The sequence below is a fragment of the Solwaraspora sp. WMMA2101 genome (assembly GCF_049179175.1).
Classification (GTDB): Bacteria; Actinomycetota; Actinomycetes; order Mycobacteriales; family Micromonosporaceae; genus Micromonospora_E.
The window spans coordinates 5766269-5792502 of record NZ_JBMHMA010000006.1 but is presented as its reverse complement, the minus strand read 5'-3'; the positions used below and the strand labels follow the sequence as shown (position 1 = coordinate 5792502).

The window sequence follows — 26234 nt, the reverse complement described above, 5'->3', positions numbered from 1 at the left end:
TATGGACGAAATCGTCACTGGCGCATTGATCATCTTGGCCGCCATGGCAGCCGTGGCCATCGCGATAGCGGTGGTCCGTTCGCAAGCGCCGCAGCGCCGAAGCGCACATCCCGAACTGGTCCGCTACCTCGCCGGCCGCACGATCGCCGAGGTCGCACCAGAACAGGAACAACTGTTCCCTTCGCTGGCAGACGTCTACCTTTCCGATCCGCAGCGGGTGATGTCCCGGCGGCGACGCCGGAAGGACCCACTCGGCTTCGGGATGCCACCACTCGACGACGTTCTAATGATCGGCATCGTGATCTGGGTGGCCGACAAGATGGTCGGCGAGCTGATCGGGAAGGCCACCAGCAGCGGATTCGAGCGGTTCCGAAGCTGGCTGCGGCGGCTTTTCCGCCGCAGGACCGCCACGCTCACCGACACCCGTACGGACCGGGAAGTGGCGTTCGCCCTGCGTCAGGCAGACGCCGCCGAAGCCCGACGAATCGTGCTGGCCCGGCTCGCTCAGGCCAAGATCGACGCGAACAAGGCTGAGCGGCTCGCTGACGCGATGGTGCTCGCCCTGCTCACCGTCCCGCTACCGACGGACACCACGCCGACGACGCCTGCCGACCCGGCCGGCTCCCACACCCCGCAGGGACAGCAGTGATCACCCGGGCCACCGACGAGATGACCGGCCGGATGGTGCCGTCCGGCAGCAGCCGACTCACCGCATGTCTCGTCACCACCGCGACCATGCTTGCCCTCCTCGTCGGCTGCACCGCCGACCAGGACCGGACACCGGACACCGGGCCGACCCCCGGATCCGGCACCAGCGCTGGTGCCGGATCCGGCGATCCGCAACTGCAGTCGTTGCTGCTCACCACAGCCGACCTGCCGGACGGTCTCAACCCGACCACCGATCTTGACGACGCCAGCGGCGGCCTGGACACCGGCTGCCAGGCGATGGGCGGATCCACCGAGCCCGCCGCCGAGGCCCGGGCCGACTTCGCCGGCGAGTCCGGCACCTTCGTCAGCGAATCGCTCCAGCAGATGCTTACTGTGGACGACGCCCGAGCGGCGATGGCCGAGCTGGCCGAGGTGCCGGCCGTGTGCGGCACCTTCCCGGCCGAGTACGGCGGCCTCTCGACAGAAGTATCGGTCACCACCGCCGACCCACCACCGGTCGGCGACGAACAGGTGGGGCTGAAGTTCACCGTGTCCCTCAACCAGCAACCGCTCGTCGTCCTTCACCACTACGCCATCCGCGTCGCCGACCTGCTCATCGTCGTCTTCCACACCGGACCGATGCCGGGTGACGCGAAGCTGGCTGGTACGGCGACCGAGGCCGCGTACCGCAAGGCGACCGGCACGTGAGCATCACGGCGGCGCCGCCGTCGGCCGGGCCGCAGGACGGTGCCGATCCGGACCGACGACGGCTGCGGGCCCTGCTCAGCGGCGCCACGCTCCTGCCCTCGGACACGTCGGTCCGCTACGCCGTCCTGGCCGGCATGGTGCTCGCCACCACCAGCATCATCTACACCAGACTGTGGTTGGACCGCCTCGGTCCGGACAGCCCGTATCAGGGTTGCTCAGCAGAGTTGACGCAGCTCGGCAACGTCTGGCAGATCGCGGAGCCGCTGCCGGCGTACCGGCCGATCATGGAACGAATCGCCGGATGCCTGCGTGACGACGCCGCCGCCGCGTCGAGCTGGGCGATGGTCGGGATCGTCGTCGTAGCAGCCGCCGCCGTCGCCGGCTACCTGGCTCTGCCCCGGTGGCGGATCCGACGACGCGGACTGCGTCCACTCGGGCCCGAGGCACCGGAAGGGCTCGTCGCCCACCTCGACACGCTGGTCACCCGTACCGGCCTGACCCGGGCACCGACCTTCTGGCTCGACCCGTACGCCCAGGATCAGGCACACGCGTTCGGCACCCAGCGACACTGCCGAATAGCGCTGCATCCGGCCGTGGTCGGGGACTTCACCGATCCGGCTCGACGCGGCCGGTTCGACGCCGTGGTGCTGCACGAGCTGGCGCACCTGCGCAACCGCGACATCCGCTACACCTACCTCACCCAGACCACCTGGTGGTCGTTCCTGCTGCTCGCCGTCGCCCCGTATCTGGTGTTCCGGCTGCTGCCGCTCGGATTCGGCGACGCCGACGGGTGGTGGCCGGCCCCCATGCATCCGGACACCCCACTGCTAGAGCGATTCCTGTCTATCGCTGTACTGATGGTGATAATGCTGAGCAGTCAGTCGATCCTGCGGATACGCGAGACGCACGCCGACATTGCATCGGCCGCGATCGGCGACCCGACCCCCTTGCGAAAGTTGATGGAGGAGGAGCAGCAGCGCCAGTCCCGGTGGTGGTGGCTGAGCAGCCATCCACCCGCCCGGCAGCGGGCCCAGTTGCTGCTGGATCCGACCCGGCTGCCGGCCACCGGCCTCGTCGTGGCCGTCTGCGTCAGTTTCGCCGTCGCGCTGCTGCAGTCCAGCTACAACGAGATGCTGGTGCAACTCGCCCTCGTGTTCTCCGGTGATTCCACTGCGTTCTTCCTGGCCTATCCGACGCTGAGTCTGCTCACCCACTTCACAGGCGCGTTGCTACTAGCCGGGATCGCCGCCGTGATCGGCTGGCATGCCGTGCTGCGCCAGCAGCTGCTGTCCGGAGTCCGACGACCGTGGCTGGCGCCGCCGGTGCTGGCCGGTGCGTTGGCCGCCGGGGTCCTGGCCGGGGAGCCGTTCGCTATCTACCACGGCAGCGTGGGCAGCTGGGGTTTGTTCGACTCCGTCGGTGCCACCGGATGGGCGCGCTGGATCTCGGCTGGTGCGCTGGTCGGCATGATGCTGGTCGTCGTGCTGTGGGTACGACAGGCCGCGCAGCTGTTCACCGGCATGGTCGACTGGACGCCACGGTGGGGAGTGCTGCTGACGACGCTGGTAGCGGCGATCGCGCTCTACCCGTACCACGTGTCGTGGTACGGCATGCACGACAGCCCTCTGATGGCAACCGTCGTCGATTTCCTAGTTGTCAACCCCGACCTGGCCTGGACCGCCGAGTGGTCGCCGCCGGCACGGTCGTGGGCGATGCGAGCGTCCCTGCCGATGGTGGCGATCGCGGCGATTCCGGGTTCGGCGCTGCTGCTGGCGGCACCGAGCGTGGCGGTCACCGTCCTGGCGTTGCTGCGCCCGCCGGCCGACACGCCCCGCTGGTGGCAGACCGCCGGGCTGGGTGCCTCGGGTGCCCGGCCGGCGCGGCCACGCCGGCCACGGCTCGCACGGGCCGTCTGGACCGGCATCGGCGGCACGGCGGCGTTCCTGGCCGCCGCGACGCTGCTGGCCCTGTTGGTGCGGGCACGAGGCGGCCCAGCGGACGGGGTGAACATCGTCGGTGCCGGCACCTACCTGCAGCTGGTCACCGGCTACCTGATCGCCGGCTCCGCTGCGGTGACCGCGCTGGTCGCCGGCTTGGTGGTCGGATCCGTCGGGCGGTTCCCGCTGGCGTTGCTGGCCGCGACGCTGACGACCTCCGGCGGGGTGCTCCTGTCAGCGGTGCCGATCATCGCGGGCATCTGCGGTACCGGTCGGTCGGTCGAGTGTCTGCCGATCATCGGGCGAAGCATCATGGTCACCACGATGTTCGGGGCACCGTGGGCCATCCTGCTCGGCTGCGTCGGCGCGCTGCTCGCGACCGGGCTCGCTGCGGCGGTCGGTGCGCTCCGCAAGCGACGCACCATGCCCGAGGACGACCCAGCGGACGCCAGGCCGGTAGCCAGCCGGCCGGTCCGAGCACTCTACGGCGCCATCCTCGTCACACTGTTGCTGGCTCCGCTGGCGGTCGGCGCTTGGCTGCTGGTGCGGCTGGCCTTTTCCGCCGACGGTGTCTCTGTCTCCGGATAGCGTCTCAGCCGCCGGCAACCGGATATCCGCCAGCGACACATCGGTCGGCGGCGGGACCTGGCCCCTATGTAGAGGTCCGAGTATGCTGCCGACATGACGCGACCGGTCCAGATCACCACCGGGGTGGCCCGGGTGCTGGCGGCGCTGCTCGACGACCCCGGCACCGGCCGTTACGGCCTGGAGCTGATGCGGACCACCGGGCAGCCCAGCGGCACCCTCTACCCGATCCTCAACCGGCTGCTGGCCGCTGGCTGGGTGCACGCCCAGTGGGAGCAGATCGACCCAGTGGCCGAAGGCCGCCCGGCCCGGCGCTACTACCAGCTCACCCCGGACGGCCTGGTCGCCGCCCGCACCGAGTTGGCCGCGCTCTACGCCGCGCTGCGCCCGCACGCCCCCGGGCACGCCGACCCGGCCACCGGCCGACCCGGCACCGTCTCCCCCGAACCCGCGTGACCAGCATGCTGAGCCGGCTGGTCCACCGGGCGTTCGTCGTCGCGGCCCGCCGCTGGCCGGCCGCCGACCGCGACGAACTGATCCGCGAATGGCTCGCCGAGTCGTACATGCTCGGTCACGAACCGGGAGTTCCCGTGCCGGTGCGCGCCTGGCGGCAGGTCCGGTTCGCGGCCAGCCTCGTCTGCGCCAGGCGATCCGGGATCGACTCCGTCAGCGCGGTCCCGGTCGACCGAGTCGAGCGGACCGCGCTGCACGTCGTCGCACTGTTCCTCGCCCCGCTGGCGGCGGCCATCCTGACCATCCTCGCCAACGGACCACTGTGGATGGCCACCAGCACCGGCGACGACCTGCCGTCGGTCCTGACCCTGCTCCACCGCGCCGGGCACGTCGCCGCCGGGATCGGCTGCGGCGTACTGCTCGCCGACCGGATGCGCCGACGGCGGGGAGCACCAGTCAGCCGGCCGTGTGCGTCGCCGCGACGGTCCCGGTGCTGGCCGGGCTGGTCGTCGCCGAATCGGCCGTACGCCACCTGGCGATCGCCGTCACCGGACCGACGTTCACTGTCGCTGTCACCGGTCCGGCAGGCACCGTCGCGGGCCCGCCGTCATCGCCGGGACGCTGATCCCGTTGACCATCCTGGTGGCGACCCTCGCCCGCCGCGCCACCCGGTGGGCGCTCGCCGCCGCCGTACCGGGCACCGCCGCCATCACACTGACCGCGACCGTGCTCGTCGCCGGGCCGGCCGGAGCGCAGACACCGTTGCCGATCCCGCCGGGAATCCTGCTCGGCACCGTCGCGCTGTCCCTGGCGTACACGGTGCGGGCGGTCCGGCCACGACCGCCGACGCCGCCGCGACCACGTCCGACCCCGGCCCCACGCCTGCTGGTGGCGACGGTGCCGGTCATCGGTGGCGGACTGATCGTCGCCTACCTGTTCACCCCGTACGGCTGGTGGACGACGCTGCCCACACCGGTCGTCGCGGTCGCCACCCTCGCCACGAACGCGTTCTGTTTCGCCGTGGCACGCTGGGTGGCCGTCCGGATCCCGGCGAGCCGGCCCGACCCGATCTGGCCGGAGGTCGTTCGCGGTCAGCCGGAGTCCGGCCCGCTGCGCCGGTCCTGGCGGGAGATCCTCGCCTGGGGCGGCGCGGCGGGCGCGGCGATCGGCTGGGCGGTGGCCCTCGCCTACCTGGCCCCGAACATCGGGCTGCAGACGCCATGGCCGCACACCGACGCGGCGCCGGCCGGCTGGGCCGAGTGGGACACCTCGACCGGCCGGGTCTGGATGCAGGATCTGCAGATGTACGCCATCTGCTGCGTCGCGGTGTGTCTGGCGGCCGCCGCCGCGTACCGGCGCGCCTCGCTGCTGCCCGCGCTGGCCAGCCCGGTCGTGCTGCTCGCCGCCACCGTCGGGGTGGTCCGGTCCGGTTGGCACACCCCGGTCGCGCTGCCCTGGCTGGCCGCCGGGGCGCTGCTGCTCACGATCGCGGCGTGGTGGGCGACCGATCGCCTCGCCCCCACCCGTCGACGCACCCCGGAACGCGACAGGCTGCTGACCGCGCGGCTCGCCGTGCTGGCCGCGTTCCTGGTCCCGGGAAACTACCTCTACGGCGTCTTTCTCAGCGACGGGCCACCGGTCCCGGTGGTGGCGCTGACCGTGACCGTCGGTCTGTCGACCGTACTGGCGGTCGTCGCCAGTGCCGCGGTGACCGCGTCCTCGGCGCGGACCCCGATCAGGACGCTGCCCGAGACCACCGCGGCGGCCTGGTCGCTCACCGTCGGCGCCGGCGCGGCCGTGTTCAGTACGGCGCTGTTCAGCGGCGCCACGACGGCGTCGCCGGTCAGCTACGTCCTGCTGGCCGTGGCGCCGGCGCTGGCAGTGCCGGCCGCCGCGCTGACCATCGTCGCGATCCGCGCCCCACGAGTAGGTCGCACGCCGAAGGCGGGCCGTGTCACAAGAGCACGCCGCGTCGGCGCTGGCATTGGGCTCGGCGTGGTGCTGTTGACCGCCGGATACGTGGCCCTGATCTGCGGCGTGGTCTTCGCGCTCGGGGTCGGCCAACTGATTCCCTGGCTGGAGTACCAGCAGAGCTACGACCCGATCGGCTATCTGCCCGGTGGGGTCGCGCTCGGTCTGCTGCTGGCCTTTCTCACCCCGTACCTGGTCGAACCGTGGGGAACGTATCCGGCCCGGGCACCGATCCCGGTGCCGGTGCCGTCACCAGCCGTCGCCGAATCGACGGCGTCGTGATCCACTTCGCGCTCTCGAACGGCGGCTCGGCGTGTCGAGTCGATCAGCCGAAGTAGATCACTACTGGCATCCCGGCCCCGGTTGGATATCGCCGTCGCCGGACGACTGTCCGAAATTCGGCTGAGGGTCCACTGCGCTCGGGCGGCCGCATCGGATATGTTTGCCGGCTGCCCTTCGACGCAGCGGTGGACCGGTATACCGGGTTCACCTGTCCGCCGGTGTCTGATGCAGACGCCGCGACGACAGAGGGGAACCGATGAGCAGCCAGTCTCCAGCGAGCGGTAAGCGCCGGCACTGGGTGGTGATAGAGACCGGCGCCAATCAGGCGTACGTGTTCGCCAGCAACAAACAAGCGGTGAACGTCGGTGCCAGCGAATTGATCTTCCAGGCTGGCACCGGGTGGGTGAAAGATGCCGTCGACAAGATCAACGAAGGATGTCCGGAACCGGTCGTCGAGATAGTTGTGGCCGCCTCCGGCAAGGCGCTGCTGCTGGCCGCCGACGCGCACACCGGCAGGGCGGTCGTGCAGGCGGTCACCCGTCGGGCTCTCGATGACGCACCTGGCCTGGAAATCTGGGGCACCGTCGACCCGGATCCGGTCACCGACGACGCCGACCTGAGCCCGGCGCTGACCCGGGCGTACCAGCGGCAGGCGGCGTGGCGCAGCCGCCGACCGTCGCCGCTGCTGCGGCACCCGACGCTGCCGTTCACCCGGCCCTGTCACTACTCGGGGCAGCCGTCGACCGCGATGGGCGAGGAGGGCGGCACCCCGTACCCGAGGGCGGCCAGTGTGGACGCGGCCTGGCGGCGACGCGACGCCGGCCGGGACCGGATGGCCGGAAAGCTCGGCAACGAGGCGGTCGTCGACGCCACCAAGCTGGCCGACGGGGTGAGTCACGCGGGTTGGGTGGCGGTGATGCACGCCGACGGCAACGGCATCGGCGGCGTGTTCCGCAGCATCGCCGACTCCTACGCCGGCGAGGAGTTCCTGGCCAACCTGGGTGCCTTCAGCCGGGCGCTCGACGAGGTGACGGTCGCCGCCCTGCGGTACGCCGTCGCGCAGGTCACCGACCGGACCGGCTGGCTGCTGCCGCTGGTCGTCGGCGGCGACGACGTGACCGTGGTGATGGACGCCCGGCCGGCGTTCGAGGTGACCGCGACCTTCGTGGCGAAGTTCGCCGAGACGGCCGCCGGGCACGAGGCCATCTCCCGGGTACTGGCCGACGTCGGCCACCCGGGGCTGACCGCGTGCGCCGGGATCGCGTACGTCAAACCGCACTACCCGTTCAGCGAGGCGTACGGTCTGGCTGAACAGTTGTGCGGCTCCGCCAAGCAGATCAAGCGGGTCGACGAGCGCTGCGGCGCGCTGGACTTCCATGTGCTGCACGACTCGGTCGGGCAGAGTCTGGCCCGGATCCGGGCACCGCTGACCGTGCCAGATGGCGACGGCGGCGTGGCTGAGTCGCGGCTGTGGCCCGGCCCGGTGGTGATCGGTGCGCCGCAGCCCGGCGGCTGGGCTGACGCGCACGACGTCACCCGGCTGCGGAAGGTGCTCGAGGCGCTGGGTGGCGAGGACGACCCGCCCGTACTGGCCCGTGGTGCCCTGCACCGGTTGCGCCAGGCGCTGCTCGCCGGCCGTACCGAAGCGGTCCGGGCCAGCGACCAGGTCGGCGTCTGGGCGGCCGACCCGGCCGCAGCCCGCTCCTTTCTGGATGAAAACCTGCTGGTCGCGGAGCCGTCGGCGGATCGCCCGGTCTCGTTCAGCCGGATCCTCGGCGCCGTCGACCTGATCGACATGGCGGCCGGCACCGCACCGCACGCCGGCCGGGAGTCCGGCCGCCTCGGCAACAGCTCGCCGCAGACCCGGCAGGAGGTGGCGGCCTGATGAGCGGCCCGGACCCGATCAACGACACCGGCGCCGGTCTGCGCAACGGCCGCCCGTTCACGGTCACGGTGGTGTTCCTCAGTGACTGGGCGTGCGGCACCGGCACGGCCCGGCACGGCGCGGTGGACCGCGAGGTGCAGCGCGACGCCGACGGGTTGCCGATGCTGCGCGGCAAGGCACTCACGGCGGTACTGCGCGACGCGGCCGAGACCGTCGCCGTCGGCCTGGCCGACGGCGCGGCCGACGGCATCTGGTACGCCTGGGTGGAGGCGGTGTTCGGCAGCCAGCCGGGCGCGTCGTCGCGACAACGCCTCGACCCCGGCGGGCAGTTCCGGCCGCAGCCACGCACCAGCCCGGTCCCGGCGGCCCTGCAGGGCCGGCCGCTGCACCTGCCCGGCCCGGTCCGGGCGGCGATCGCCGCGCTCGACGAACGCAGCCGGGTGCTGGCCCGGGAGGCGGCCGTGCTGCTGCGCCCCGGGGTGCAGATCGACGTCGACCGGCACACCGCCGCCGACGACACGTTGCGCGTCGAGGAGCGGGCGGCGGTCGGGTTGACGGTGACCGCCGACTGGCAGCTGACCTTTCCTGGGCTCGCCGTCGGCGCGCCGGTGCCGTGGGAGGCGGAGCTGCTGTTGCGGGCCGCGGCCCGGCTGGTCGACGCGATCGGCGGCAAGCGTCGCCGGGGTGCCGGCCGCTGCCGGGTGACCATCGCCGGCGACGAAGCGGCAGGTGAAGACGCAGCACGTGACGACGCAGCCGGCACCGAACCAGCTGGTACGGACGTAGCCGGTGAGCAGGTCGGTCGTCGGCTGGGGGCGCTGCTGGAGCGGGTCGACCAGGCCCGGTCCCCGGCCGAGGTGGTGCCGTCGGCTGTCGCCGACCCGGCTGGCGCGACCCTGGGCGCCCGGATGTCCGACCCGCCGGTGCACCGGCACGATCTGCGGATCACCACGCTGACTCCGCTGCTGGTGGCCCGGGGCGTGCTCGGCAACATGGTGCTGACCGAACGGTTCGTGCCGGGCACGTCGCTGCTGCCGATGGTGGCGAAGGCACTCGGTGAGCAGGCGACCGAGCTGATCACCGGCGGGCGGGCGGTGGTCACCAACGCCACCGTCGAGATCGCCGGCGAGCGGTCGCTGCCGCTGCCGCGCGCCCTGCACCGGCCCAAGGACACCGACCAGGATCAGCAGCTGGTCAACCTGCTCACCCCACGCGCCGACGACAGCCAGCGGTTGCGGCCGATGGTCGGCTTCTGCGTCGCCGACGGTGCCGGCGGCATCCGCATCGCCGAAGTGGACCTGGTGACGCAGGCGCACGCCGTCGTCGACGACGGGCCGCAACGGCCGACCGAGGACTCCGGCGGACTGTTCGTCTACGAGGCGATCGCCGCCGGCACGGCGCTGCGCTGCGAGTTGTGGCTGCCGGCCGACGCCGACCTGGACACCGACTGGCTGGACGGGGAACACGCGATCGGGCGGTCCCGCAAGGACGACTACGGGCGGGTCAGGGTCGACGTACTCGCCCCGGGCACGCCCGCCCTGGCCGCGCGGGGCACCGTGACCGACAGTCGGCAGCTGGTCGTCTGGCTGCTGTCGGACCTGTTGCTGCGGGGGCCGGCCGGTGAGCCGGTGACCGACCCGCAGGCACTGGCGGCCACGCTCGCCGAAGCACTGCGGGTGGACCTGACGTTGCCCGACGACAGCCCCGACCGCCTGCCGGCGGGTTTCCTCACCACCCGCCGGGTCGAGTCGTGGCAGCGCCGCTGGTCGATGCCGCGCCCGTCGCTGACCGGGCTGGCCGCCGGCAGCGTCGTCCGGTTCGACATGATCGGTGTCCCCGACGAGGAGGCGTTGCACCGCGTCGAGGCGACCGGGATCGGGGATCGCACGGCCGAGGGCTACGGCCGGTTGGCGCTGCAACCCGTACTGCTCGACCGGACGACCGTCGCGGTGGCGACGGAGCCGGCAGCGGAGCCGGCAGCGGAGCCGGCAGCGGTGTCCCGGTCCGCCGGCCCGCAGACGCCCGCCGGGCGCACTGGTGCCACGCCGGCGCTGGTCACCGAGCTGGTCCGCCGGGGCTGGCGGCGGGAGCTGCACCGGACCGCAGCGGTACGGGTGGCCGACGACGCGCTGCGCGACCTGCTGGTGCCGCCGGACGTGTCGATGGCGCAGCTCGGCGCGCTGCGTACCCTCGCCGACCGGCTCACCGCAGGCGACGACCCGGCCCAGGTGCGGGGCTGGATCGCGGCGACCCGCCGCAACCGGGCGCGCCGGGAGTCCTGGGGCGTCGATCGGCTCGACCTGCTGGACCGGTTGGCCTCCGGCGACGAGGTGCTCTGGTCGCATCTGGGGGTCCGCCCGCCGACCGGTGTCGCCGACGAACTGCACCGACCGGCGGCCGGCTGGCTGCTCGCCGAGGTGGTCCGGGCCGCTGTCGAGCGGCGCCGCAGCACCCGGGGGCAGGACAGTCCCGCCGCCAACCACCACCCTGAGGAGGTGCCGGCATGAGTCGCCGGGTGATCAGGCGCTGGGAGCTGACCGGCTCCCTGGTGGCGCAGGCGCCGCTGCACATCGGCGGCCTGGACGCCGGGCCGGCGCAGCTGGTCCAGGCCCGCGACGGCGCGGGCCGGCCGCTGCTGCCGGGCACCGCGCTGGCCGGGGTGATCCGGTCCGCGCTGCGCGCCGACGGCGTACCCGACCACCGGTTGTGGGGGTTGCCGCCGGAGCGCGACGGCACCGGCGGAGAAGCCTCCTGGGTACGGGTCGACGACGCCTGCGCCGTCGGCACGCCGTACGTCGAGGTGCGCGACCACGTGTCGATCGACCGGGTGCACGGGGTGGCCGCCCGGGGGCATCTGTTCAGCCGCGAGGTGCTGGCCGCCGGCACCCGGTTCGCGTTCCGGATGGTGGTCGACGCGCCGGAGGGCGCCGACGCCGCCACGGCGGAGGACCTCGTCGGCGCGGTCGCGGCCCGGCTACGCGGTCCGGGGATCAGCGTCGGCGCGGCCGTCACCCGTGGGCTCGGTCTGGTCCGGTTGACCGACGCCGTACTGCGGGAATCGGACCTCGCCAGCCGGGCCGGGATGCTCGCCGCGCTGCGTACCGGCGGCGAGCCGGTCGACCTGCCGGCCGCCGACCCGGACGAGGTGCCGCCCGGGGTGCTGCGGATCGTCGTACCGTGGCGTCCGCACGGACCGCTGGCGGTGCAGGTCAGCTCGGACGGCGACGTGGTCAGCGCGTTTCCGCTGACCGGACACGACGGTGAGCACACCCGGCTGGAGCTGCCGGGCAGCTCGATCAAGGGGGTGCTGCGCAGCCACGCCGAACGGATCGCCCGTACCGTGACCGGTGCCTGCACCCCGGAGAAGTTCCTCGACCAGATGCGGGCCGACGGGCTGGGGCCGGTGGCGGCGCTGTTCGGCACCGCCGCCGCCCGCGACGGCGACGATCCGACGCTGCCGGCCGGCCGCCGGGGTGCCCTGCGGGTCGCGACCTGTGTCAGCACCGCCGCCCTGCCGACGGCACAGTGGGAGGCGGTACGCCTGCTGCAGCGACGCCTCGCCGACACCGTCGACCACGATGGGGCCGAGCCGCCCGGCGACGGGCCGGGACGCACGGCCGATCAGGTACGGGCCGCGTTGGGCACGCTGCAACGCGCGGTCGACGAACTCAACGACTCCGTCGACGGAATCCGGTTCACCATCGCCCATCACGTGGCGGTGGACCGCTGGACCGGCGGCGCGGCCGAGTCGTTGCTGTTCGCGACGGTCCAGCCGCATGCCACCGACGCGGGCGCGTGGCAGCCGATCACGCTCGACCTGGCGATGGACCGGCTCGACCAGGATCCGACGACGACCAGCGCCCACGCCACCGCCAGCGCCGACGACGACCGGCGGGCGGCGCTGGCGTTGCTGCTGCTGGTGCTGCGGGACCTCTGCGACGGCTGGATCGGCTTCGGCCACGGCACCACCCGTGGCGCGGGCGGGGTCCGGGTCGACCCGGCCGCGGTGACGTTGCGGGCCGGCCCACGGTCCGGCTGGTGCACCACACTGGACGGCCGGTCGTTGGCCGACGTGCTGACCGACGACGAGGTGACCGCGCCGTTGACGGCGGCATGGCAGGCCACGGCGCGGCGGACGGCGGCGCGGCTGGCGACGGCAGGAGGGCACGCATGAGCACCACTGGACGGGTCGTCGTCGACCGGGGGCACGGCCCGGTCGGCCCGGCCCTGCGAGACTTCGCCAGCGGCGGTACGGCGGGTGTCGGGTTCTGCTACCGGCCGGCCGACGTCCGCTGGTTCCGGTTCGGCGTCGACGGGGTGCCGACCGGCCCGGACGGGGCGGCCCTGGACCTGACCGGGGTGTTCGAGCTGCGGGCGTTCACCGCCGCCGAGGAGCTGCGCTGGCGGCACGTCTCCGCCGGGTCCGGCTCCGCGACCGGTGTCGGCGGCGGCGGGCTGGCGGAAGACCGGCGGCTGCTGTGGGGCACGGTCGTCGACCCGGCTCCCGGGGCGGGCTGGGTGGCGCTGCACGACGCCCGGATCGGGGTGCTGCACGTCCCGGTCGACGGCCCGGCTCCCGCCGACGGCCATCTCGTGTGGCTGCGGGTCGTCGAGTACGTCGAACAGGACCGGCACGGCAACGTCGCCGTGGTCGACGAACGACTCGTCGGGCTGACCGCCAGCCCACACCCCAACGCGGACCAGGAGGAAAAGCCCGATGAGTGACCAGCACCTGCCGATCGACGCGGCCGGTCCGATCAAGTTGGACGATACGGATGGGCACTTCCTCAATCCGTACGGCTTCGTGTCCATCCCGGACCGCGAGAACCTGCCGACGGAGTTGGCCGACGCGCCGCCCGCCGGCCACGACCGCTACGACCTGGACCGGTGGACCGGCACGATCGGGATGCGGGTCACCACCCGTACCCCGATGTTGATCCCGGACCACGGGCGGCGCGCGGCCGACGGCGACCGCCCCGACGCGCCGCTGCCGGTACGGGTCGACCACGCCGGCCGCCCTCAGCTGGCCGGCTCGGCGGTCAAGGGTGCGCTGCGGTCGGCGTACGAGGCGATCACCAACTCCCGGTTCGGCGTGTTCACCGGCCACGACCAGCAGTTGGCGATCCGGGCGACCACCGATCACGCGCTGCGGGCACGGCCTGCTGTGGTGACGAAGGTCAACAGCGACGGCGGCGCCGAGGTACGTCTGGTCACCTCCCTGGATCCCCGGGACTGGCAGGGCGAACAGCTGAAAAAACCGGTACAGACCGCCGTGTGGGTGCCCCGGGAGCTGCCGTGCGAGTGCACCGGCGGGTGCAGCGGCCGCGTCGGCCATGGTGCCGCCGGTGAACAGGCATCGGCGCGCAGCCCCGAGTTCGAGGCGTGGATCTACTTCGCCATGCTCGGTGTCTTTCCGCTATGGCGGGTCGCGATGTACGCCCGACCAGGTCGACTGTGCGACGAGTCGACGGCACGGCTGCGTCGCGACGCGGACCGCAGGGACGAACGCGACAGGGCGAGACAGCGAGCCGCAGAGGCGGCCAGGCGGGGGCGCAACAGCCGCAACACCGGACTGGTCGTCACCGACCATCCGCTGGTGCGGGTCCGGGGCCGGCTGCACGCCACCGGCAGCACCTTTCCGGCGGGCGGCGGACGCAAGAGGTTCGAGCGGTTCGTGGTCACGAAGGTCATCACCGGCCCGGCCACGCTCCGGTCCACGACCCGGACGGTCAGCAAGGGTCTGGTCGACGGCTGGCGGGCAGTGATCGACTCCTACCAACGTGCCCACGAGACGGAGCGCAACCTGGAAGGCAACTACGGCAGCTACGTGTGGGACGCGAAGCGGTGGCGGTCGCTGCATGTCGGTGACACGCTCTACGTCGAGCTGGACCGGGGTACGCCGATCGGGTTGTATCCAGCGATGATCGGTCGGGTGCCGTTCCCCGGTGCGCCGTCGGCCAGCCTTCCGGACCAGCACCGGCCAGCGGTGAAGCGGACCGCGCTCTCCCCCGCCGACCGGGTGTTCGGTTGGGTCCGCCAAGGCGACGACGACACTGGCACCGCTACCGGCGCCCATCGGGGGCATCTGCGGGTGCTGCCACCGGACGGTACCGGGGTGCCCGGAGAAGACCGGATCCAACAGTTGGCCAGACCGCTGAAGCTGGTCACCTTGAACGGGCCGAAACCGGCTCAGTTTCTGTTCTACCTGGGTAACGCCGACGGCGCACCGTTGGAAGGTCCAGCAAGGCGCGCCGAGCACGGCTACCCGGACCGCGAAAGCATCCGGCGGGTTCGGGGGCGCAAGGTCTACCTCACCCACGCCGAGGTGCTGGAGAACGAATCAGCTTCACATCCGTACTGGACACCGCCGGTCGCGGGCGGCCAGCCGGAACCGCTGCCGGTCGACGGACGGCCCCGCTTCCGGGAGTACGTCCGCCCACCGGTGGACGCCGACGCGAACGACAACGCCGAGATCACCACGTCGGTGTCGAGCTGGGTGAAGCCGCAGACCACCTTCTGCCTCAGCATCCAGGTCGACAATCTCACCGACACCGAGTTGGGGGCCCTGCTGTGGCTACTGTCGCTGCCCGACAGCGCCTGCCTCAAACTGGGACTGGGCAAACCGTTGGGGTTCGGCGCGGTACGGGTCGAGATCAACTGGGACGACACCCGGTTGTTCACCGGCGACCGGCTGTTGGACCGCTACCGCAGCCTATCGCTGACTCCCCCAACGGCCGACCCGGACCTGACTGCGGCCCGCCGGCTCGTCGTCGAATACGACGACCTGCTGCGGGAGCACCTGCCGCAGGTGCGGGAGGAGTTCCTCAACGCCGCGTACGGGTTCGTCGGCGCCCCGGTGCACTACCCGCGCATGGCGGACCGCTCCCCGCCGGGCGTGCCGGCCGCACCTCGCAACACCACCTACGACTGGTGGGTGGCCAACGACAAGGTCGGCAACCGGCCGGGGTCGGTCTACGGCCGGCGGCTGTCCCTGGGCGAGCTGTCCGATCCAGGTTCGCTACCGCTGCCGTACGACCCGACCGACCGACGGCCAGGAGATCCGACTGGCAACCGGCCGGGTCCACGCGGTCGCCAGCCGGGTGGACCAGCCAACGGCCACAACAGGCACGGCCGCCGCCATGACGGCGGCCGGCGCAACGGTCGCGACGACCGACGTCGCTGAGCGGGAGCCGGCGCACAGGCTGCCGGGCTCCGGTGGAGGTCCCGCTACCGGAGCCCGGCCCGTCCTGACTGGGCGGCGTCGCGCGACCGGCGGGCCTGTTCGGCGTCGCGCAGCCGCCGTACGTCGGCACGCAGCCCGTCGAGCAGGTCGACCAGCTGGGGGCCGTCGCCGGGCCGGTCACCGAGGACGTCCCGGACCGCGCCGGCCATCTCGGTGAGCAGACCGCTGACGGTGTGCTGCGTTCCGCCGGTCCGCTGCCGCACCAGCTCGGCCAGGGCGCGGTTGTCGAACGGACCACCGCCGTGGGTGATCGTCAGCCGGTTGCGGACCTCGAACATCGGCCGCAGCAGTTTCTGCCGGACCCCGGCCTTGAGCTGATCGTTGTCCAGGGAGTGTTCGAAGCTGGCGCAGGCGCCGACGACGGCCCGCATCCCGGTGGCGGTGTCGGTGTCGACGCCGGGCAGCGCAGCCCACACGTCGATCCGTTCGGCGATCATCCGGATGGTGCAGTCCTCGGTGGCGGTGGCTGTCGCCTGGATCTGCGCCGGCCAGCTGCGCAGCCGCGCCCTGGCGCAGCGCAGCGCGTCGGACAGACCCAACGCGCGGGCGCTCAGCGGCGCTCCCCCGGCGAGGGTGCCGAGCAGCCGGGCGGCGGTGTCGAGTTCGGCGATGTCCAGCGCGTGGCCGGCGGCGGTGAGGATGGCCTGGTCGGTGCCGAAGCGCAGCGGCAGCCGGTGGGTGCCGGCGGTGAGCACGTCCCGGTCGCTGGTGACGAGTTGCCGCAGGAACAGCGGGATGCCCCGGGCGGCGGCGGCCCGTTGCGCGGCGGCGAGCACCGTCAGCACGTGTTCCTTCGGGCCGGTGGGGATCAGCACGATCGCCCCGATGTCCTCGCCGAGGTGCCGCGCCAGCAGCTCGGCGGCGGCCTGTTCGGTGAAGGCTGCCGGGTCGTCGGCGGCGGTGCCCACGTCGGCGACCGGGGCGGCGACGGCGGGGTGCCCGGCGGCCTGCAGCCGGCCGGCGACCGCCTCTGCGTACGGGTAGGTGCGTGACGCGGTGCCGAGCACGATGGCGCGCACCGGCACCGGGTGGCCGGCCGGCACTCCCAGGTAGGTGCGGACCGCCGGGTCGAGGTCGTTGCGCCGGTCGCGGTCGACGGCGGCCGCCGCGACCTGTTCGACGATGAACGGGCTGCCGTCGCGGGGCGGGTCACCGAGGACGGTGAGGTAGCAGACGGTGTCGCCGGGTGCCAGGGTCACCGGTCCGAGTCCGGGCGGGGCCGGCGGGGCGTCGGGGCGGGTGGCGTCGTACGCGGCGAGATGCTCACGCAGCGCGGCGAGCATCGCCGGCTGCGGCGGCGCGAGTTCGTGGGCGCTGGCTTTGCCCATCTCGTTGAGCTGCTCCACGACCGGGGAGGTGAGCCACTGGCCGCTGGCGGCGGCTTTCGCGGCGAGCACGTCGGGGTCCTGCTGTTCCTCGCGAATGGTCCGCAACATCTGCCCGAGGGTCGCGATCCGCCGCCCGTTACGCCGCCGTGCCCAGTCGAGCAGGTCGAGAGTGCTCCCGTCGTGCTCGCGTAGCTCCTGGTAGCGGTAGACGACGTAGACCCGGACGGCGAATCCGCTGCTGCCGTCGCCGCGCATCAACGCGGCGGCCATCGCTGCGCGGACCCGGTCGGCGGTCGGCGCGGTGTGGGCCCGACCGTACTGGTCGGCTTCGACGTCGATGATCCGCCGCTGGTCGGCGGTGAGGCTGAGCTGGCCGGCATCGGCGAGGTCGCGCAGCAAATCGTGGTAGCGCCAGCGGCGCAGCAGCGGCACGACCGGGTCGACGGGAAGATTGGCGGTCGGGTCGTAGACGGCGTGCCGGGGCGCGGCGGTCGGCCCGATGCGGATCAACGACCAGGGCATCCCGGAGACGATCACGGCGTCGAGCGCGCCGAGGGCGGACTGGGTGGCGCCGCTGCCCCAGACGACGTACGCCCGGTCGGTGGCGGTGTCGGCGCGGGTGTCGAGAACGCGGCCGACGGCGTCGGCGACGTCGACTTCGTCAAGGCTGTCGGCTTCGGCGATCGTGACGGCGGCGACGTGACCGCCGTACAGGTCGGGCCGGTGGTCGACGGCGTCGGAGATCGCGGCGGCGATCGGGCGGACCTGCGCGGTGCTGACCAGCACCAGGTGTACGGCGACGATGTCCGTGCCCGGGTCGACCGCGTTGGGGTCGGTCCCCAGTGCGGCGAGCGCGGCGGCGAGCGGCGCGGTGTCGCCGGTGGTCTGCGCCGGGAGACGCAGCAGCAGAATCTCCGCGGCGCGGTCGTCCTCGGGTGACAGGTGGCCGAGCCGGGCGAGCAGCTCGGCGGCGCCGGTCTTGTCCGGCGGGGGTACGCCCAGGTCAGCGTGGCCGACGGCGTGTAGCAGGTAGACAGTGCGAGGGAACACGGTCCGTCCTATCCCGATCACTTTCCGATGATGACGTCGAGCCGGCCGACGTTACCAGCGAGTCAGCGACCCGTCCCGCCGTGTCGGAAATCTGATCGTCGGCGTGTCCCGGCAGCTGATTCCACAGTGGCAGACTCTGCGCCGAAGATGGCACCGTGACGGACGATCGCTGGGACGGGCCACGGTTGACGGTGTTCGGCTCGGCCACCGGTGGTGGCGGCCGGGCGGGCCGGGCCGGTGGCGGGTCGGGCGGTGACCGGGGCGGCTGGGCGGGCGGGCTGCGGGCGGCGTTGTCGGACGGGACGGCGGCGGTGGCGGTCGGCGGCGCGCTGGCCGGCGGGTTCGGTGTCGAGGCGGCCAAGTCGGTGATGGTCGGTGAGGCGGCCGGCCGGTGGTGGTTCGTGGTGGGCTGCGTGGCCGGGGTGGCGCTGCTGGTGGCCGGGTTCGGGCTGCGGGAGCGGGCGCACCGGCAGGTGCAGGTGGGGATCGTGGTGACCGCGCGCGACGTCGGGCGCGGGCTGGCCAGGGCCCGGCAGTACGAGCAGCAGGCCGAGGAGTTCAGCCGGTCGACGTGTGCGGTGACGGTGGCGACGGCGGTCACCTTGTCGGGCGATCCGGCGGTGGACAAGTCTCGGGTCGAGGAGCTGGCGGATGAGACGTTCAACGCGTTGATGCTGGCGCAGCGGCTGACGCCGGAGGCGACCCGGGTCAATCTGATCCCGACGATGCCGCTGCATCTGGCGTTCTGGTTCGGGGCCCGGCTGGGTCACACCCATTCGCGTGAGGTGCGGGTCCACGCCGTCCGCCAGGCCGACGGCTCTCCCCCGTATTTCGCGGCGACGGCGTTGCGGGCCACCGAGTCGACGGCGGCTCCGCTGTCGGCGAGCCTGGAGGTCGTGGCGGGCGGGGATCCGTCGCGGGCGGCGCTCGCGCTGGATCTGCAAGGCTTCGGGCACCAGTTCGCCGATCCGGTACGGGAGACCTGCCGACAGCACGGCATCGGTCACCTGCTGGTGCTGCGCAGCGCGGGTTCGTTGCTGACCGAGGACGCGCCCACTTATACGGGTGTGGTGGAGCAGGCCCGCCGGGAGTGGCTGGCCGCCGCGTTGCCGAGTGCCGCCCGCACCGGCCGGTATGCGGTGTTCCTCAGCGGCTCGGTGGCGATCTCGCTGGCGTTGGGTGCCCGCCTGGCGGCACCGGATCCGGGGCGGTGGACGGTCTTTTCGTTCGACCGGGAGACCCACTCGTACCAACCGTTTCCCTTGCCGGAGCCGACCCGGTGAGCGACAATTTCCACATCGGCCTGTCGACGACTACCGGACGGGAGGTGAGACAGCCACGCCGGGCACTGCAGCATCCATCGAGGACGGACAAGCCATCGATGTACGCAAGATTAAGTGCCGGAGTTGCGGCGAAATGTCGATTGCGACAACCTCCGACACGCCCGGGATCCGGGGGAGGTTGGCGGAAAGATCCCAAAGTACGCCCGAGCTGCGCAAACCCACCTCACAGAGATCATCTGAGCCGACACCGAGATCATGACGATCATGAGGTTGCCCTCGGAGCAGCACGTTTGCCCAGCTCAGACCGCCCGACATTTCGGACACGGTCCCCGGACACACGAAAACCGCGCCGGATTGAAACAAGCCAGATCGCCGGTACGACGGCGCAGCAAAGCGTCCCCGGACACACGAAAACCGCGCCGGATTGAAACTGTAGTAACGCATGGCCCCTCCTTAGGGGTCCGGGTCCCCGGACACACGAAAACCGCGCCGGATTGAAACCGTACCTCTACCGACAACAGTGCCGCCGATAGCGGGTCCCCGGACACACGAAAACCGCGCCGGATTGAAACCGGGGGACCGTTCGGTCCCCACAGATTGCGGTGACCGTCCCCGGACACACGAAAACCGCGCCGGATTGAAACGTCGGTCCGACAAACTTGCTGACCTGCCTATCTACCCGTCCCCGGACACACGAAAACCGCGCCGGATTGAAACAAGGCGATGGTGTGCAGGCGCTTGCCAGGCTCCGGTCCCCGGACACACGAAAACCGCACCGGATTGAAACGCCCCCGCGACCGTGTCACCCCAGAACACCCAGAGGTGTTGTCCCCGGACACACGAAAACCGCGCCGAATTGAAAGCCGTTTCAAACGTCACGGCCGAGAAGCCCCAAGTCGAATTTGAGGCTGGGTATCAGCGTGGCGGTGGTGGAGTGGTGGTCAGCTCGCCACACTTGGGGCACCAGCGGATCTTGACCCGGAAAGAGAACAGGCCGGCCAGGAAGCCGAGCAACGCGGCGCTCGTCAACGCGCAGATGCCCATGATCCTCTGCCTTCTCTACGGATGAGGATGGTGGGATCGGGTCGGTGGTTGCCGCCACCGGCCCGACCCCCGAGGTCCGCCCGGTCGCCCAAGCGGAATGGAAGGCCCGGAGCGCGCCCGGCCGTACGACGCCCGTCGGCGTAGGCGTTGGGCACCAGTGACCGGCCATGAAGCCGGGGCGCCGTACGACGTAACCGCCCGAACCAGTTCCGGCCACCTCACCCACACGGACGGCGGAACGCCCGGCCAGAATTACCCGGGTTCGGTCACTCCCGGCAGTAGTACGACTCGTACTCGTACAGCGCCGCCCGGCCCTCCCCACGGTCGCGCTCGGAGAGGGTCAGCAGCTTCACGGAGACCATGACGCGCTGCCCCGTCCCGCCGGAACCCGCGTCACACCACACCTCCACCGTGTCCGTCTTCGGCAGCTCACGCGGGCCGATCACCAGGATCGTCACGACGTACGCCCTCCACTCGAACCGGTGGGATCGAACCGGGCGAGCACGGCGGCCCGCTCCCGGCGAGACAGCTCCGGCGTGTGTGCCCACATGGACAGCAGACGTTCGGCGCTGGGTCGGTCGATGGCCTCGAACGCCCGGAGCGCGTTCTCCACGCGGTCGATGACAGGGCTCTTACCGGGCGGGTAGAGCGCCATCAGCCGGGCGGGTGCGGGTTCGTCTGGTGGGGCGGGGAAACTGTTCATCGGGTCGGACCTCCCGTGTCCGATCAAGGCCCCGGGTTGGCGTGTCCGCGCCGCTCGGGGCCGCCTTGTCTGGCCAGGGGTGGGTACGCGGATCGTCCAGCGAACTCCGCCGTTCACCACCGACCCCCGTTCCGGGCTTGCCGACCGGGCTCCGGATCACCCGATGCCGGCGGCGGGTCGTCAAACCGGCAGCCGATGTGCCGTTGCCGCCACTGCCGCAGTCCTTCCCGGAGCCGTTCGGACTCGGTCCGAGCGGCATCGCTCTGTCGGACCAGCCGATCCAGCTCGTCGGCGAGAAGCCCCAGATAGACGTACACCTCGTCGGGGTCCAGCCCACGCCACCGCGACCCGAACCGGACCGCCCTGACCTGGTGCGGTTCGACCTGATGCCTCACGCCCTCGAACACTGCGCAACCCCGATCCCGCGTCTCCCGATCCCTGCTGGCACACGCGAATCATGAGCCACACTTGCAGGAGTAGTCAATAGGGTAGGCCCGATTGGGTAGACCCGAAGATGCCTACCGTTCGGCTCATGACCGGAGGACCGGGCGAGTTGATGGGTCCGTACGAGATCGCCGAGTACCTCGGCGTGTCTCGACAGCGGTTCCAACAGATCGCTCGCCGACCCGGCTTTCCGAAGCCCTACCAGGAGCTACGCGGCATGAAGGTGTACCTCGCTGCCGAGATCACCGAGTGGGCGAAGCACAACCGGCCGCCGCGCCCGGACGCCGACGAGTAGCCTTTCCGCCCTCCGAGTCGGCAGCGCGGACCCGGCCGGCTCGGGCGATGTACTGATCTACGTCCTTCCATGTAGGTCGTAACCTGTCGACGGCGCGCGCCGGCACGTCACACGCTCGGCACTCGGCCAACCGACTCGGCATGTGCCCGGCAACGGTCTCCCGCGCCTGGGCCAGCACATCCGCGTCCGGCCGGTTCCGCATCGCCGCCGCCACACCGTCCAAGGGCGTCCGCTGCGGGTCTTTGTCAGGTGCCGCCGCCACCCCACGGGCGGCCAGCAACCGGAAACGCGGATCACGCCCGATGGTAAACATTCACCTCTTGTGAGGGCGCGGGGTCAGCCCTGGAGGATGTGGGCGGTCTGCGGCATCCAGGGGTTCCCTGTGACGGCGTCGCGGAGTGCGGTCATGGCGTTGACGCCGTGTTTGACCGCAGTGGATAGGTAGCTGCGGATGGTCAGCCGGTCGCGGGTGGCTTTCTCGCTGGTGAGCCGGCCGGAGATCTTCTGCTGGGTCTTGTTCGGCCGTAGGTCACGCTCGGCGAGGTTGTTCGTCGGCGGAATGGTGGTGTCGTAGCAGAACCGCAGGACGTCGTCGTGGCGGTGGTGGAGATCCTCGAGTAGGTTGCGGCCGGGCGGCTGCCTGTCGCGGGGGCCGCCGACGCGGGGGACGTCCTTACGGCCGACGATCACGCCGTCGCGGAACTCGCGGACCAGCGGGTCACGCACGGCGGGGTCGATCTCGGCCTGTCCGGCGGCGCGGGCGAGGTTCGCGGCGTGGATCAGGCCGCGTAGCGCCCGCTGGCACTGGACCGGCCAGACGTGGTCGGGGTAGGTCTCGGCCGCGTCTTCGAGATCGCGGAGCAGATGTGCGCGGCACAGTTGGTGCCGCACCCCGTCGGCGAAGTTGCCGGCCTGGTCGTAGACGGTGTACCGGTCGTGCACGGCGACCCCGGTGAACGCCGGCCCGATCCCGATGGTGCGGAACTGTTCGCCGCTGCGACGCTCAGCCAGCGCGTACAGGGTGTACCGGCCGGTCGACGCGGACCATACGTACCCGTTGCGGCCCGCGGCACCCGCCCGGATCGTGGTCTCGTCGAAATGGACCACCTCGGCCAGGGTGATCAACGCCTTGATCATCGTGACGATGTCGGTCACCGCCGCCGCGACGGCGGCGAGGACCTTGTGGACGAACCCGGCCGACACGCGGGTGCCGGCCAGATCGGCGATCAGCCGCACGCACCGCTCGACCGGCACGTGCTGCACGATCAGCAGGTACACGGCGAGAGCGCGCAGGTTCGCCCCGTACACCCGGGTGTTACCCACCCCCGCCTGCTTCGGCGGGGCGGCGACGTGCTTCCGGCCGCAGCCGCACCGGACCCGGTACTGCCGGTACTCCACCGTCGACGCGGTGACCAGCGGCACGTCGGTGACCTGACTGGCCGACACCACCCCCTCGTCGACAGCCCCCGCCAGGTCCGTCCCGCACTCGCACGGCCCGCACGGACGCTGGTCAACCACCCGGACGTCGGCCTCGTCCAACCAGGGCAGATACGATCCCGGCGCACCGGGCTGTCTACCTCGCCCCGGCTTCTTCCCGCCCGAGCGCCCACCGCCGGCGGGCTTGCTCCTACCCGACCGGCCAGGCAGATCATCGGTCAAGGGCGGCATCGAGGAGTTTCGGCTGTTCCGCGAGATCAACCGCTTGATCTGCTCCAACTCCGCACGTAGCCGTTCCACCTCGGCCGTCTGATCCGCCAACTGAGCGGCCTGATCACGGACCACCGCGATCAGCTCGTCCCGCGACAGCGCCTCCGGATCAACCACCCGGGCACAAGATCACGATCGGTCCGAGACGGCAACCACCCCCAGCTCGGCCCGGCGAGTCACGCTACCCAACAGCAAACCCGCCAGCAAGACGTGAATGTTTACGATCCGCTGCCCGAGGACGAGTCGTTTCCTCTTGCCGGAGCCAACCCGGTGAGCGACAATTTCCACATCGGCCTGTCGGCGATTACCGGACGGGAGGTGAGACAGCCACGCCGGGCACAACAGCCTCCATCGAGGACGGACAAGCCATCGATGTACGCAAGATTAGGTGCCGGAGTTGCGACGAAATGTCGATTGCGGCAACCTCCGACACGCCCGGGATCCGGGGAGGTTGGCGGAAAGATCCCAAAGTGCGGCCGAGCTGCGGAAACCCACCTTACAGAGATCATCCGAGCCACCACCAAGATCATGATGATCATGAGGTTGCCCTCCGAGCCACCTGTTTGCCCAGCTCAGACCGCCCGACATTTCGGACACGGTCCCCGGACACACGAAAACCGCGCCGGATTGAAACGAAGAACATGCCCGATCATGGGGGTTCACGAAATAAGTCCCCGGACACACGAAAACCGCGCCGGATTGAAACTCTCGGCCATTTTTCACCTCCTTCCCTCTCTCAGTCCCCGGACACACGAAAACCGCGCCGGATTGAAACCACAACTGGCGAGGGGGGGCTGACCAGCAAAAAAAGTCCCCGGACACACGAAAACCGCGCCGGATTGAAACCTTCCAAGAGCTCCGCGTAGTAGCCGTATATCCTGTTGGTCCCCGGACACACGAAAACCGCGCCGGATTGAAACTTTGGGTGGTGGTGGAGCTCCACTAGTGATGGAAAGTCCCCGGACACACGAAAACCGCGCCGGATTGAAACAGCCGCCAAGGGAGCCCCCGACGGCTGCGCATAGCTGTCCCCGGACACACGAAAACCGCGCCGGATTGAAACCCTCAGAACCCTCACTAGTTCTGAGTGTTCATAGTGTCCCCGGACACACGAAAACCGCGCCGGATTGAAACCTCGATGAGCGGACGCTTGCCGTCGTCCTTCCAGTGTCCCCGGACACACGAAAACCGCGCCGGATTGAACCATGGGCCTGTCGCCAGCCCGCGTCGGAGGCGAACCTGGTCCCCGGACACACGAAAACCGCGCCGGATTGAAACGTCGTCCACATCCCCGCCGAAGCTGCGGAGATCCTCGTGTCCCCGGACACACGAAAACCGCGCCTGAATGAAATCAGCCAAAAACGTCAGGGATGAGAGGACCCGAATCGACTTCAGAGCTGAGTGTCAGCGCGGTGGCGGTGGGGTGACCGTGTAGACGGCGGTAGGGCACTGGGCCGAGCGGTCGTCCGTGTGCCCGGAGGCGGACGTGGGGGGGGCGTCACCGCCCGTCGGGTACCCGGTGCCCAATCGCCCACCAGGGCTACGGCGGTTACGCGCCCCGGTGTCTACGGCTGCTCGGTGGCCGGGAAGTCGACGCCGTTGGGCGGCCGCCGGCGCTGCACCACACCGGGGCGGGTCAGCGCTGACTTGTAGACGCCGATCGCGGCCATCCGTCCGTCCCTCCCCGCCAACGTGATCGTCGCCAGGATCCCGACCACCGGGGAGTCGGCGTCGTCCAGGCCGTACCGGATGTCGGAGACCCGGACCGTCATCGACCGGTCGCCGAACACCCAGTCGGCCTTGCCGAGATGCAGCGTGTCGCCCACCCGGATCAGATCGCGGTCGATCATCAGTCGTCCCGCCCGTCGTGCACGTACCCGTCCGGCCACAACCCGGCGTACTGCAACACCGCCCGCACCCGACGCGCCTTGACCTGATCCCAGCGATCCAGCAGCGCCAACGCGCTGGTGAACGGCGGACAGAACGCCGCCACGTCACACACCCGGCACTCGGCCAACCGACTCGGCATGTGCACGGCGACCGCCTCCCGCGCACGGTCCAACACATCGACGTCCGGCCGGTTCCGCATGGCCGCCGCCACACCGTCCAAGGGCGTCCCCTGCGGGTCACCGTCAGGTGCCGCCACCCCACGATCGGCCATCAACCGGAAGCGCGGATCACGCTCGATGTCCGTCTGCCCCGGCGTCCGTCGCGGCAACGGCGGCCGATCCGGCGTCGGACCCGAGTTGACCCTGACGTACGGGTGCAGATGGTGTCTGCTGGCGGGGCCTTGGTTCCCGGTCACGTTTCCCTCCTGGATAAGCGTGTAGTAATCCTCTTCGTACTTCCTATGTGGATCGGTCAGGTCGACTCCCACTCGGCCACCAGCCAGGCAGCCACGACCCCCGCTGCACTGGCCATCAGCAGGGAGTCGGTGCGAGGACGTCAGTACGGCGGCGGTGGAGTGGTGGTGAGTTCGCCGCATTTGGGGCACCAGCGGCTCTTGACCCGGAACGAGAACAGCCCGGCCAGGAAACCGAGTAACGCGGCGCTGGTCAACGCGCAGATGTCCATGATCGTCTGCCTTCTCTCGTAGCAGTGCGGGGGTAGGGTCGGACCGGTGGTTGCCGCCAGCGGCCCGACCCCAGCTCAACAAGGGCATTGGCGC

The 26234-nt window shown here is 71.2% G+C and carries 21 protein-coding genes and 2 CRISPR repeat arrays; of the genes, 12 read left to right on the top strand and 9 right to left on the bottom strand.

Features of this window, described 5'->3' with window-relative positions:
* The first annotated feature begins 43 nt into the window (after positions 1-43).
* From ACN28F_RS27420 to ACN28F_RS27375, 10 genes are all read left to right on the top strand, one after another.
* The gene (locus ACN28F_RS27420; RefSeq protein WP_421360359.1) at positions 44-649 is read left to right on the top strand and encodes a hypothetical protein; all 606 of its coding nucleotides are present in this window, start codon (positions 44-46) and stop codon (positions 647-649) included.
* Positions 646-1356 carry a hypothetical protein gene (locus ACN28F_RS27415; protein ID WP_289213186.1) on the top strand — a complete coding sequence of 237 codons (711 nt, stop codon included), beginning with the start codon at positions 646-648 and terminating at the stop codon, positions 1354-1356. The genes ACN28F_RS27420 and ACN28F_RS27415 overlap by 4 nt, the downstream gene beginning before the upstream one ends.
* Positions 1353-3881, top strand: coding sequence for a M48 family metalloprotease (locus ACN28F_RS27410; RefSeq protein WP_421360357.1), 2529 nt, complete (start codon positions 1353-1355; stop codon positions 3879-3881). The genes ACN28F_RS27415 and ACN28F_RS27410 overlap by 4 nt, the downstream gene beginning before the upstream one ends.
* A 93-nt stretch (positions 3882-3974) precedes the next feature.
* Positions 3975-4334 carry a PadR family transcriptional regulator gene (locus ACN28F_RS27405; RefSeq protein WP_421360355.1) on the top strand — a complete coding sequence of 120 codons (360 nt, stop codon included), beginning with the start codon at positions 3975-3977 and terminating at the stop codon, positions 4332-4334.
* A gap of 627 nt (positions 4335-4961) precedes the next feature.
* Positions 4962-6584 (top strand): hypothetical protein, encoded by a 1623-nt coding sequence (locus ACN28F_RS27400; RefSeq protein WP_421360354.1) that lies wholly within the window; start codon positions 4962-4964, stop codon positions 6582-6584.
* A 256-nt stretch (positions 6585-6840) separates the two neighbouring features.
* Positions 6841-8469 (top strand): Cas10/Cmr2 second palm domain-containing protein, encoded by a 1629-nt coding sequence (locus ACN28F_RS27395; protein ID WP_421360353.1) that lies wholly within the window; start codon positions 6841-6843, stop codon positions 8467-8469.
* Positions 8469-10976: an RAMP superfamily CRISPR-associated protein gene (locus ACN28F_RS27390; protein ID WP_421360351.1), complete on the top strand. Its 2508-nt coding sequence runs from the start codon at positions 8469-8471 to the stop codon at positions 10974-10976. The genes ACN28F_RS27395 and ACN28F_RS27390 overlap by 1 nt, the downstream gene beginning before the upstream one ends.
* A complete protein-coding gene (locus ACN28F_RS27385; RefSeq protein ID WP_421360349.1) occupies positions 10973-12643 on the top strand; it encodes an RAMP superfamily CRISPR-associated protein in 1671 nt (556 codons plus the stop codon). The genes ACN28F_RS27390 and ACN28F_RS27385 overlap by 4 nt, the downstream gene beginning before the upstream one ends.
* Positions 12640-13194, top strand: a complete 555-nt coding sequence (csx19, locus tag ACN28F_RS27380; protein WP_421360347.1) for a type III-D CRISPR-associated protein Csx19 — start codon at positions 12640-12642, stop codon at positions 13192-13194. Before ACN28F_RS27385 ends, csx19 begins: the two co-directional genes overlap by 4 nt.
* Entirely contained in the window at positions 13187-15652 is a 2466-nt protein-coding gene (locus ACN28F_RS27375) for a TIGR03986 family type III CRISPR-associated RAMP protein (RefSeq protein ID WP_421360346.1), read from the top strand. Before csx19 ends, ACN28F_RS27375 begins: the two co-directional genes overlap by 8 nt.
* 44 nt (positions 15653-15696) lie before the next feature.
* Here the strand turns inward: ACN28F_RS27375 and ACN28F_RS27370 are convergent, their stop codons facing one another.
* Positions 15697-18090, bottom strand: a complete 2394-nt coding sequence (locus tag ACN28F_RS27370; RefSeq protein WP_421360344.1) for a hypothetical protein — start codon at positions 18088-18090, stop codon at positions 15697-15699.
* A 155-nt stretch (positions 18091-18245) separates the two neighbouring features.
* Here ACN28F_RS27370 and ACN28F_RS27365 point away from each other — a divergent pair, with 155 nt between their 5' ends.
* Positions 18246-19373, top strand: a complete 1128-nt coding sequence (locus tag ACN28F_RS27365; RefSeq protein ID WP_289210726.1) for an SAVED domain-containing protein — start codon at positions 18246-18248, stop codon at positions 19371-19373.
* Positions 19374-19698: 325 nt separating this feature from the next.
* A CRISPR array of direct repeats spans positions 19699-20236; the repeat unit is 36 nt; unit sequence GTCCCCGGACACACGAAAACCGCGCCGGATTGAAAC.
* A gap of 52 nt (positions 20237-20288) precedes the next feature.
* On the opposite strand, the gene ACN28F_RS27360 is transcribed toward ACN28F_RS27365, so the two are convergent.
* The 4 genes from ACN28F_RS27360 to ACN28F_RS27345 form a co-directional block, all read right to left on the bottom strand.
* Entirely contained in the window at positions 20289-20417 is a 129-nt protein-coding gene (locus ACN28F_RS27360; protein WP_289210725.1) for a hypothetical protein, read from the bottom strand.
* Positions 20418-20683: 266 nt separating this feature from the next.
* Entirely contained in the window at positions 20684-20875 is a 192-nt protein-coding gene (locus tag ACN28F_RS27355; protein ID WP_289210724.1) for a hypothetical protein, read from the bottom strand.
* Positions 20872-21120, bottom strand: a complete 249-nt coding sequence (locus ACN28F_RS27350; protein ID WP_289210723.1) for a hypothetical protein — start codon at positions 21118-21120, stop codon at positions 20872-20874. The genes ACN28F_RS27355 and ACN28F_RS27350 overlap by 4 nt, the downstream gene beginning before the upstream one ends.
* 113 nt (positions 21121-21233) lie before the next feature.
* Positions 21234-21515 carry a DivIVA domain-containing protein gene (locus ACN28F_RS27345; RefSeq protein ID WP_233605957.1) on the bottom strand — a complete coding sequence of 94 codons (282 nt, stop codon included), beginning with the start codon at positions 21513-21515 and terminating at the stop codon, positions 21234-21236.
* Positions 21516-21652: 137 nt separating this feature from the next.
* On the opposite strand from ACN28F_RS27345, the gene ACN28F_RS27340 reads away from it, so the two are divergent.
* The gene (locus ACN28F_RS27340) at positions 21653-21859 is read left to right on the top strand and encodes a helix-turn-helix transcriptional regulator (RefSeq protein WP_233605958.1); all 207 of its coding nucleotides are present in this window, start codon (positions 21653-21655) and stop codon (positions 21857-21859) included.
* 336 nt (positions 21860-22195) lie between these two features.
* Here the strand turns inward: ACN28F_RS27340 and tnpC are convergent, their stop codons facing one another.
* The 4 genes from tnpC to ACN28F_RS27320 form a co-directional block, all read right to left on the bottom strand.
* A complete protein-coding gene (gene tnpC, locus ACN28F_RS27335; protein WP_289210722.1) occupies positions 22196-23683 on the bottom strand; it encodes an IS66 family transposase in 1488 nt (495 codons plus the stop codon).
* A 481-nt stretch (positions 23684-24164) separates the two neighbouring features.
* A CRISPR array of direct repeats spans positions 24165-24918; the repeat unit is 36 nt; unit sequence GTCCCCGGACACACGAAAACCGCGCCGGATTGAAAC.
* A 213-nt stretch (positions 24919-25131) separates the two neighbouring features.
* On the bottom strand, positions 25132-25416 hold the full coding sequence (locus ACN28F_RS27330; RefSeq protein ID WP_289210721.1) for a hypothetical protein: 285 nt from the start codon (positions 25414-25416) through the stop codon (positions 25132-25134).
* Complete coding sequence (locus tag ACN28F_RS27325; RefSeq protein WP_289210720.1) at positions 25416-25655, bottom strand: hypothetical protein; 240 nt, start codon at positions 25653-25655, stop codon at positions 25416-25418. The genes ACN28F_RS27330 and ACN28F_RS27325 overlap by 1 nt, the downstream gene beginning before the upstream one ends.
* 356 nt (positions 25656-26011) lie before the next feature.
* Entirely contained in the window at positions 26012-26140 is a 129-nt protein-coding gene (locus ACN28F_RS27320) for a hypothetical protein (protein ID WP_289210719.1), read from the bottom strand.
* Positions 26141-26234: the final 94 nt, after the last annotated feature.

What these genes read in the sequence shown, in the direction of transcription:
- ACN28F_RS27420 (WP_421360359.1), top strand. Translation starts at nt 44, where the DNA reads ATGGCAGCCGTGGCCATCGCGATAGCGGTGGTCCGTTCGCAAGCGCCG.
- ACN28F_RS27405 (WP_421360355.1), top strand. Translation starts at nt 3,975, where the DNA reads ATGACGCGACCGGTCCAGATCACCACCGGGGTGGCCCGGGTGCTGGCG.
- ACN28F_RS27395 (WP_421360353.1), top strand. Translation starts at nt 6,841, where the DNA reads ATGAGCAGCCAGTCTCCAGCGAGCGGTAAGCGCCGGCACTGGGTGGTG.
- ACN28F_RS27390 (WP_421360351.1), top strand. Translation starts at nt 8,469, where the DNA reads ATGAGCGGCCCGGACCCGATCAACGACACCGGCGCCGGTCTGCGCAAC.
- ACN28F_RS27385 (WP_421360349.1), top strand. Translation starts at nt 10,973, where the DNA reads ATGAGTCGCCGGGTGATCAGGCGCTGGGAGCTGACCGGCTCCCTGGTG.
- csx19 (WP_421360347.1), top strand. Translation starts at nt 12,640, where the DNA reads ATGAGCACCACTGGACGGGTCGTCGTCGACCGGGGGCACGGCCCGGTC.
- ACN28F_RS27375 (WP_421360346.1), top strand. Translation starts at nt 13,187, where the DNA reads ATGAGTGACCAGCACCTGCCGATCGACGCGGCCGGTCCGATCAAGTTG.
- ACN28F_RS27360 (WP_289210725.1), bottom strand. Translation starts at nt 20,417, where the DNA reads ATGGGCATCTGCGCGTTGACGAGCGCCGCGTTGCTCGGCTTCCTGGCC.
- ACN28F_RS27350 (WP_289210723.1), bottom strand. Translation starts at nt 21,120, where the DNA reads ATGAACAGTTTCCCCGCCCCACCAGACGAACCCGCACCCGCCCGGCTG.
- ACN28F_RS27340 (WP_233605958.1), top strand. Translation starts at nt 21,653, where the DNA reads ATGACCGGAGGACCGGGCGAGTTGATGGGTCCGTACGAGATCGCCGAG.
- ACN28F_RS27330 (WP_289210721.1), bottom strand. Translation starts at nt 25,416, where the DNA reads ATGATCGACCGCGATCTGATCCGGGTGGGCGACACGCTGCATCTCGGC.
- ACN28F_RS27325 (WP_289210720.1), bottom strand. Translation starts at nt 25,655, where the DNA reads ATGCGGAACCGGCCGGACGTCGATGTGTTGGACCGTGCGCGGGAGGCG.
- ACN28F_RS27320 (WP_289210719.1), bottom strand. Translation starts at nt 26,140, where the DNA reads ATGGACATCTGCGCGTTGACCAGCGCCGCGTTACTCGGTTTCCTGGCC.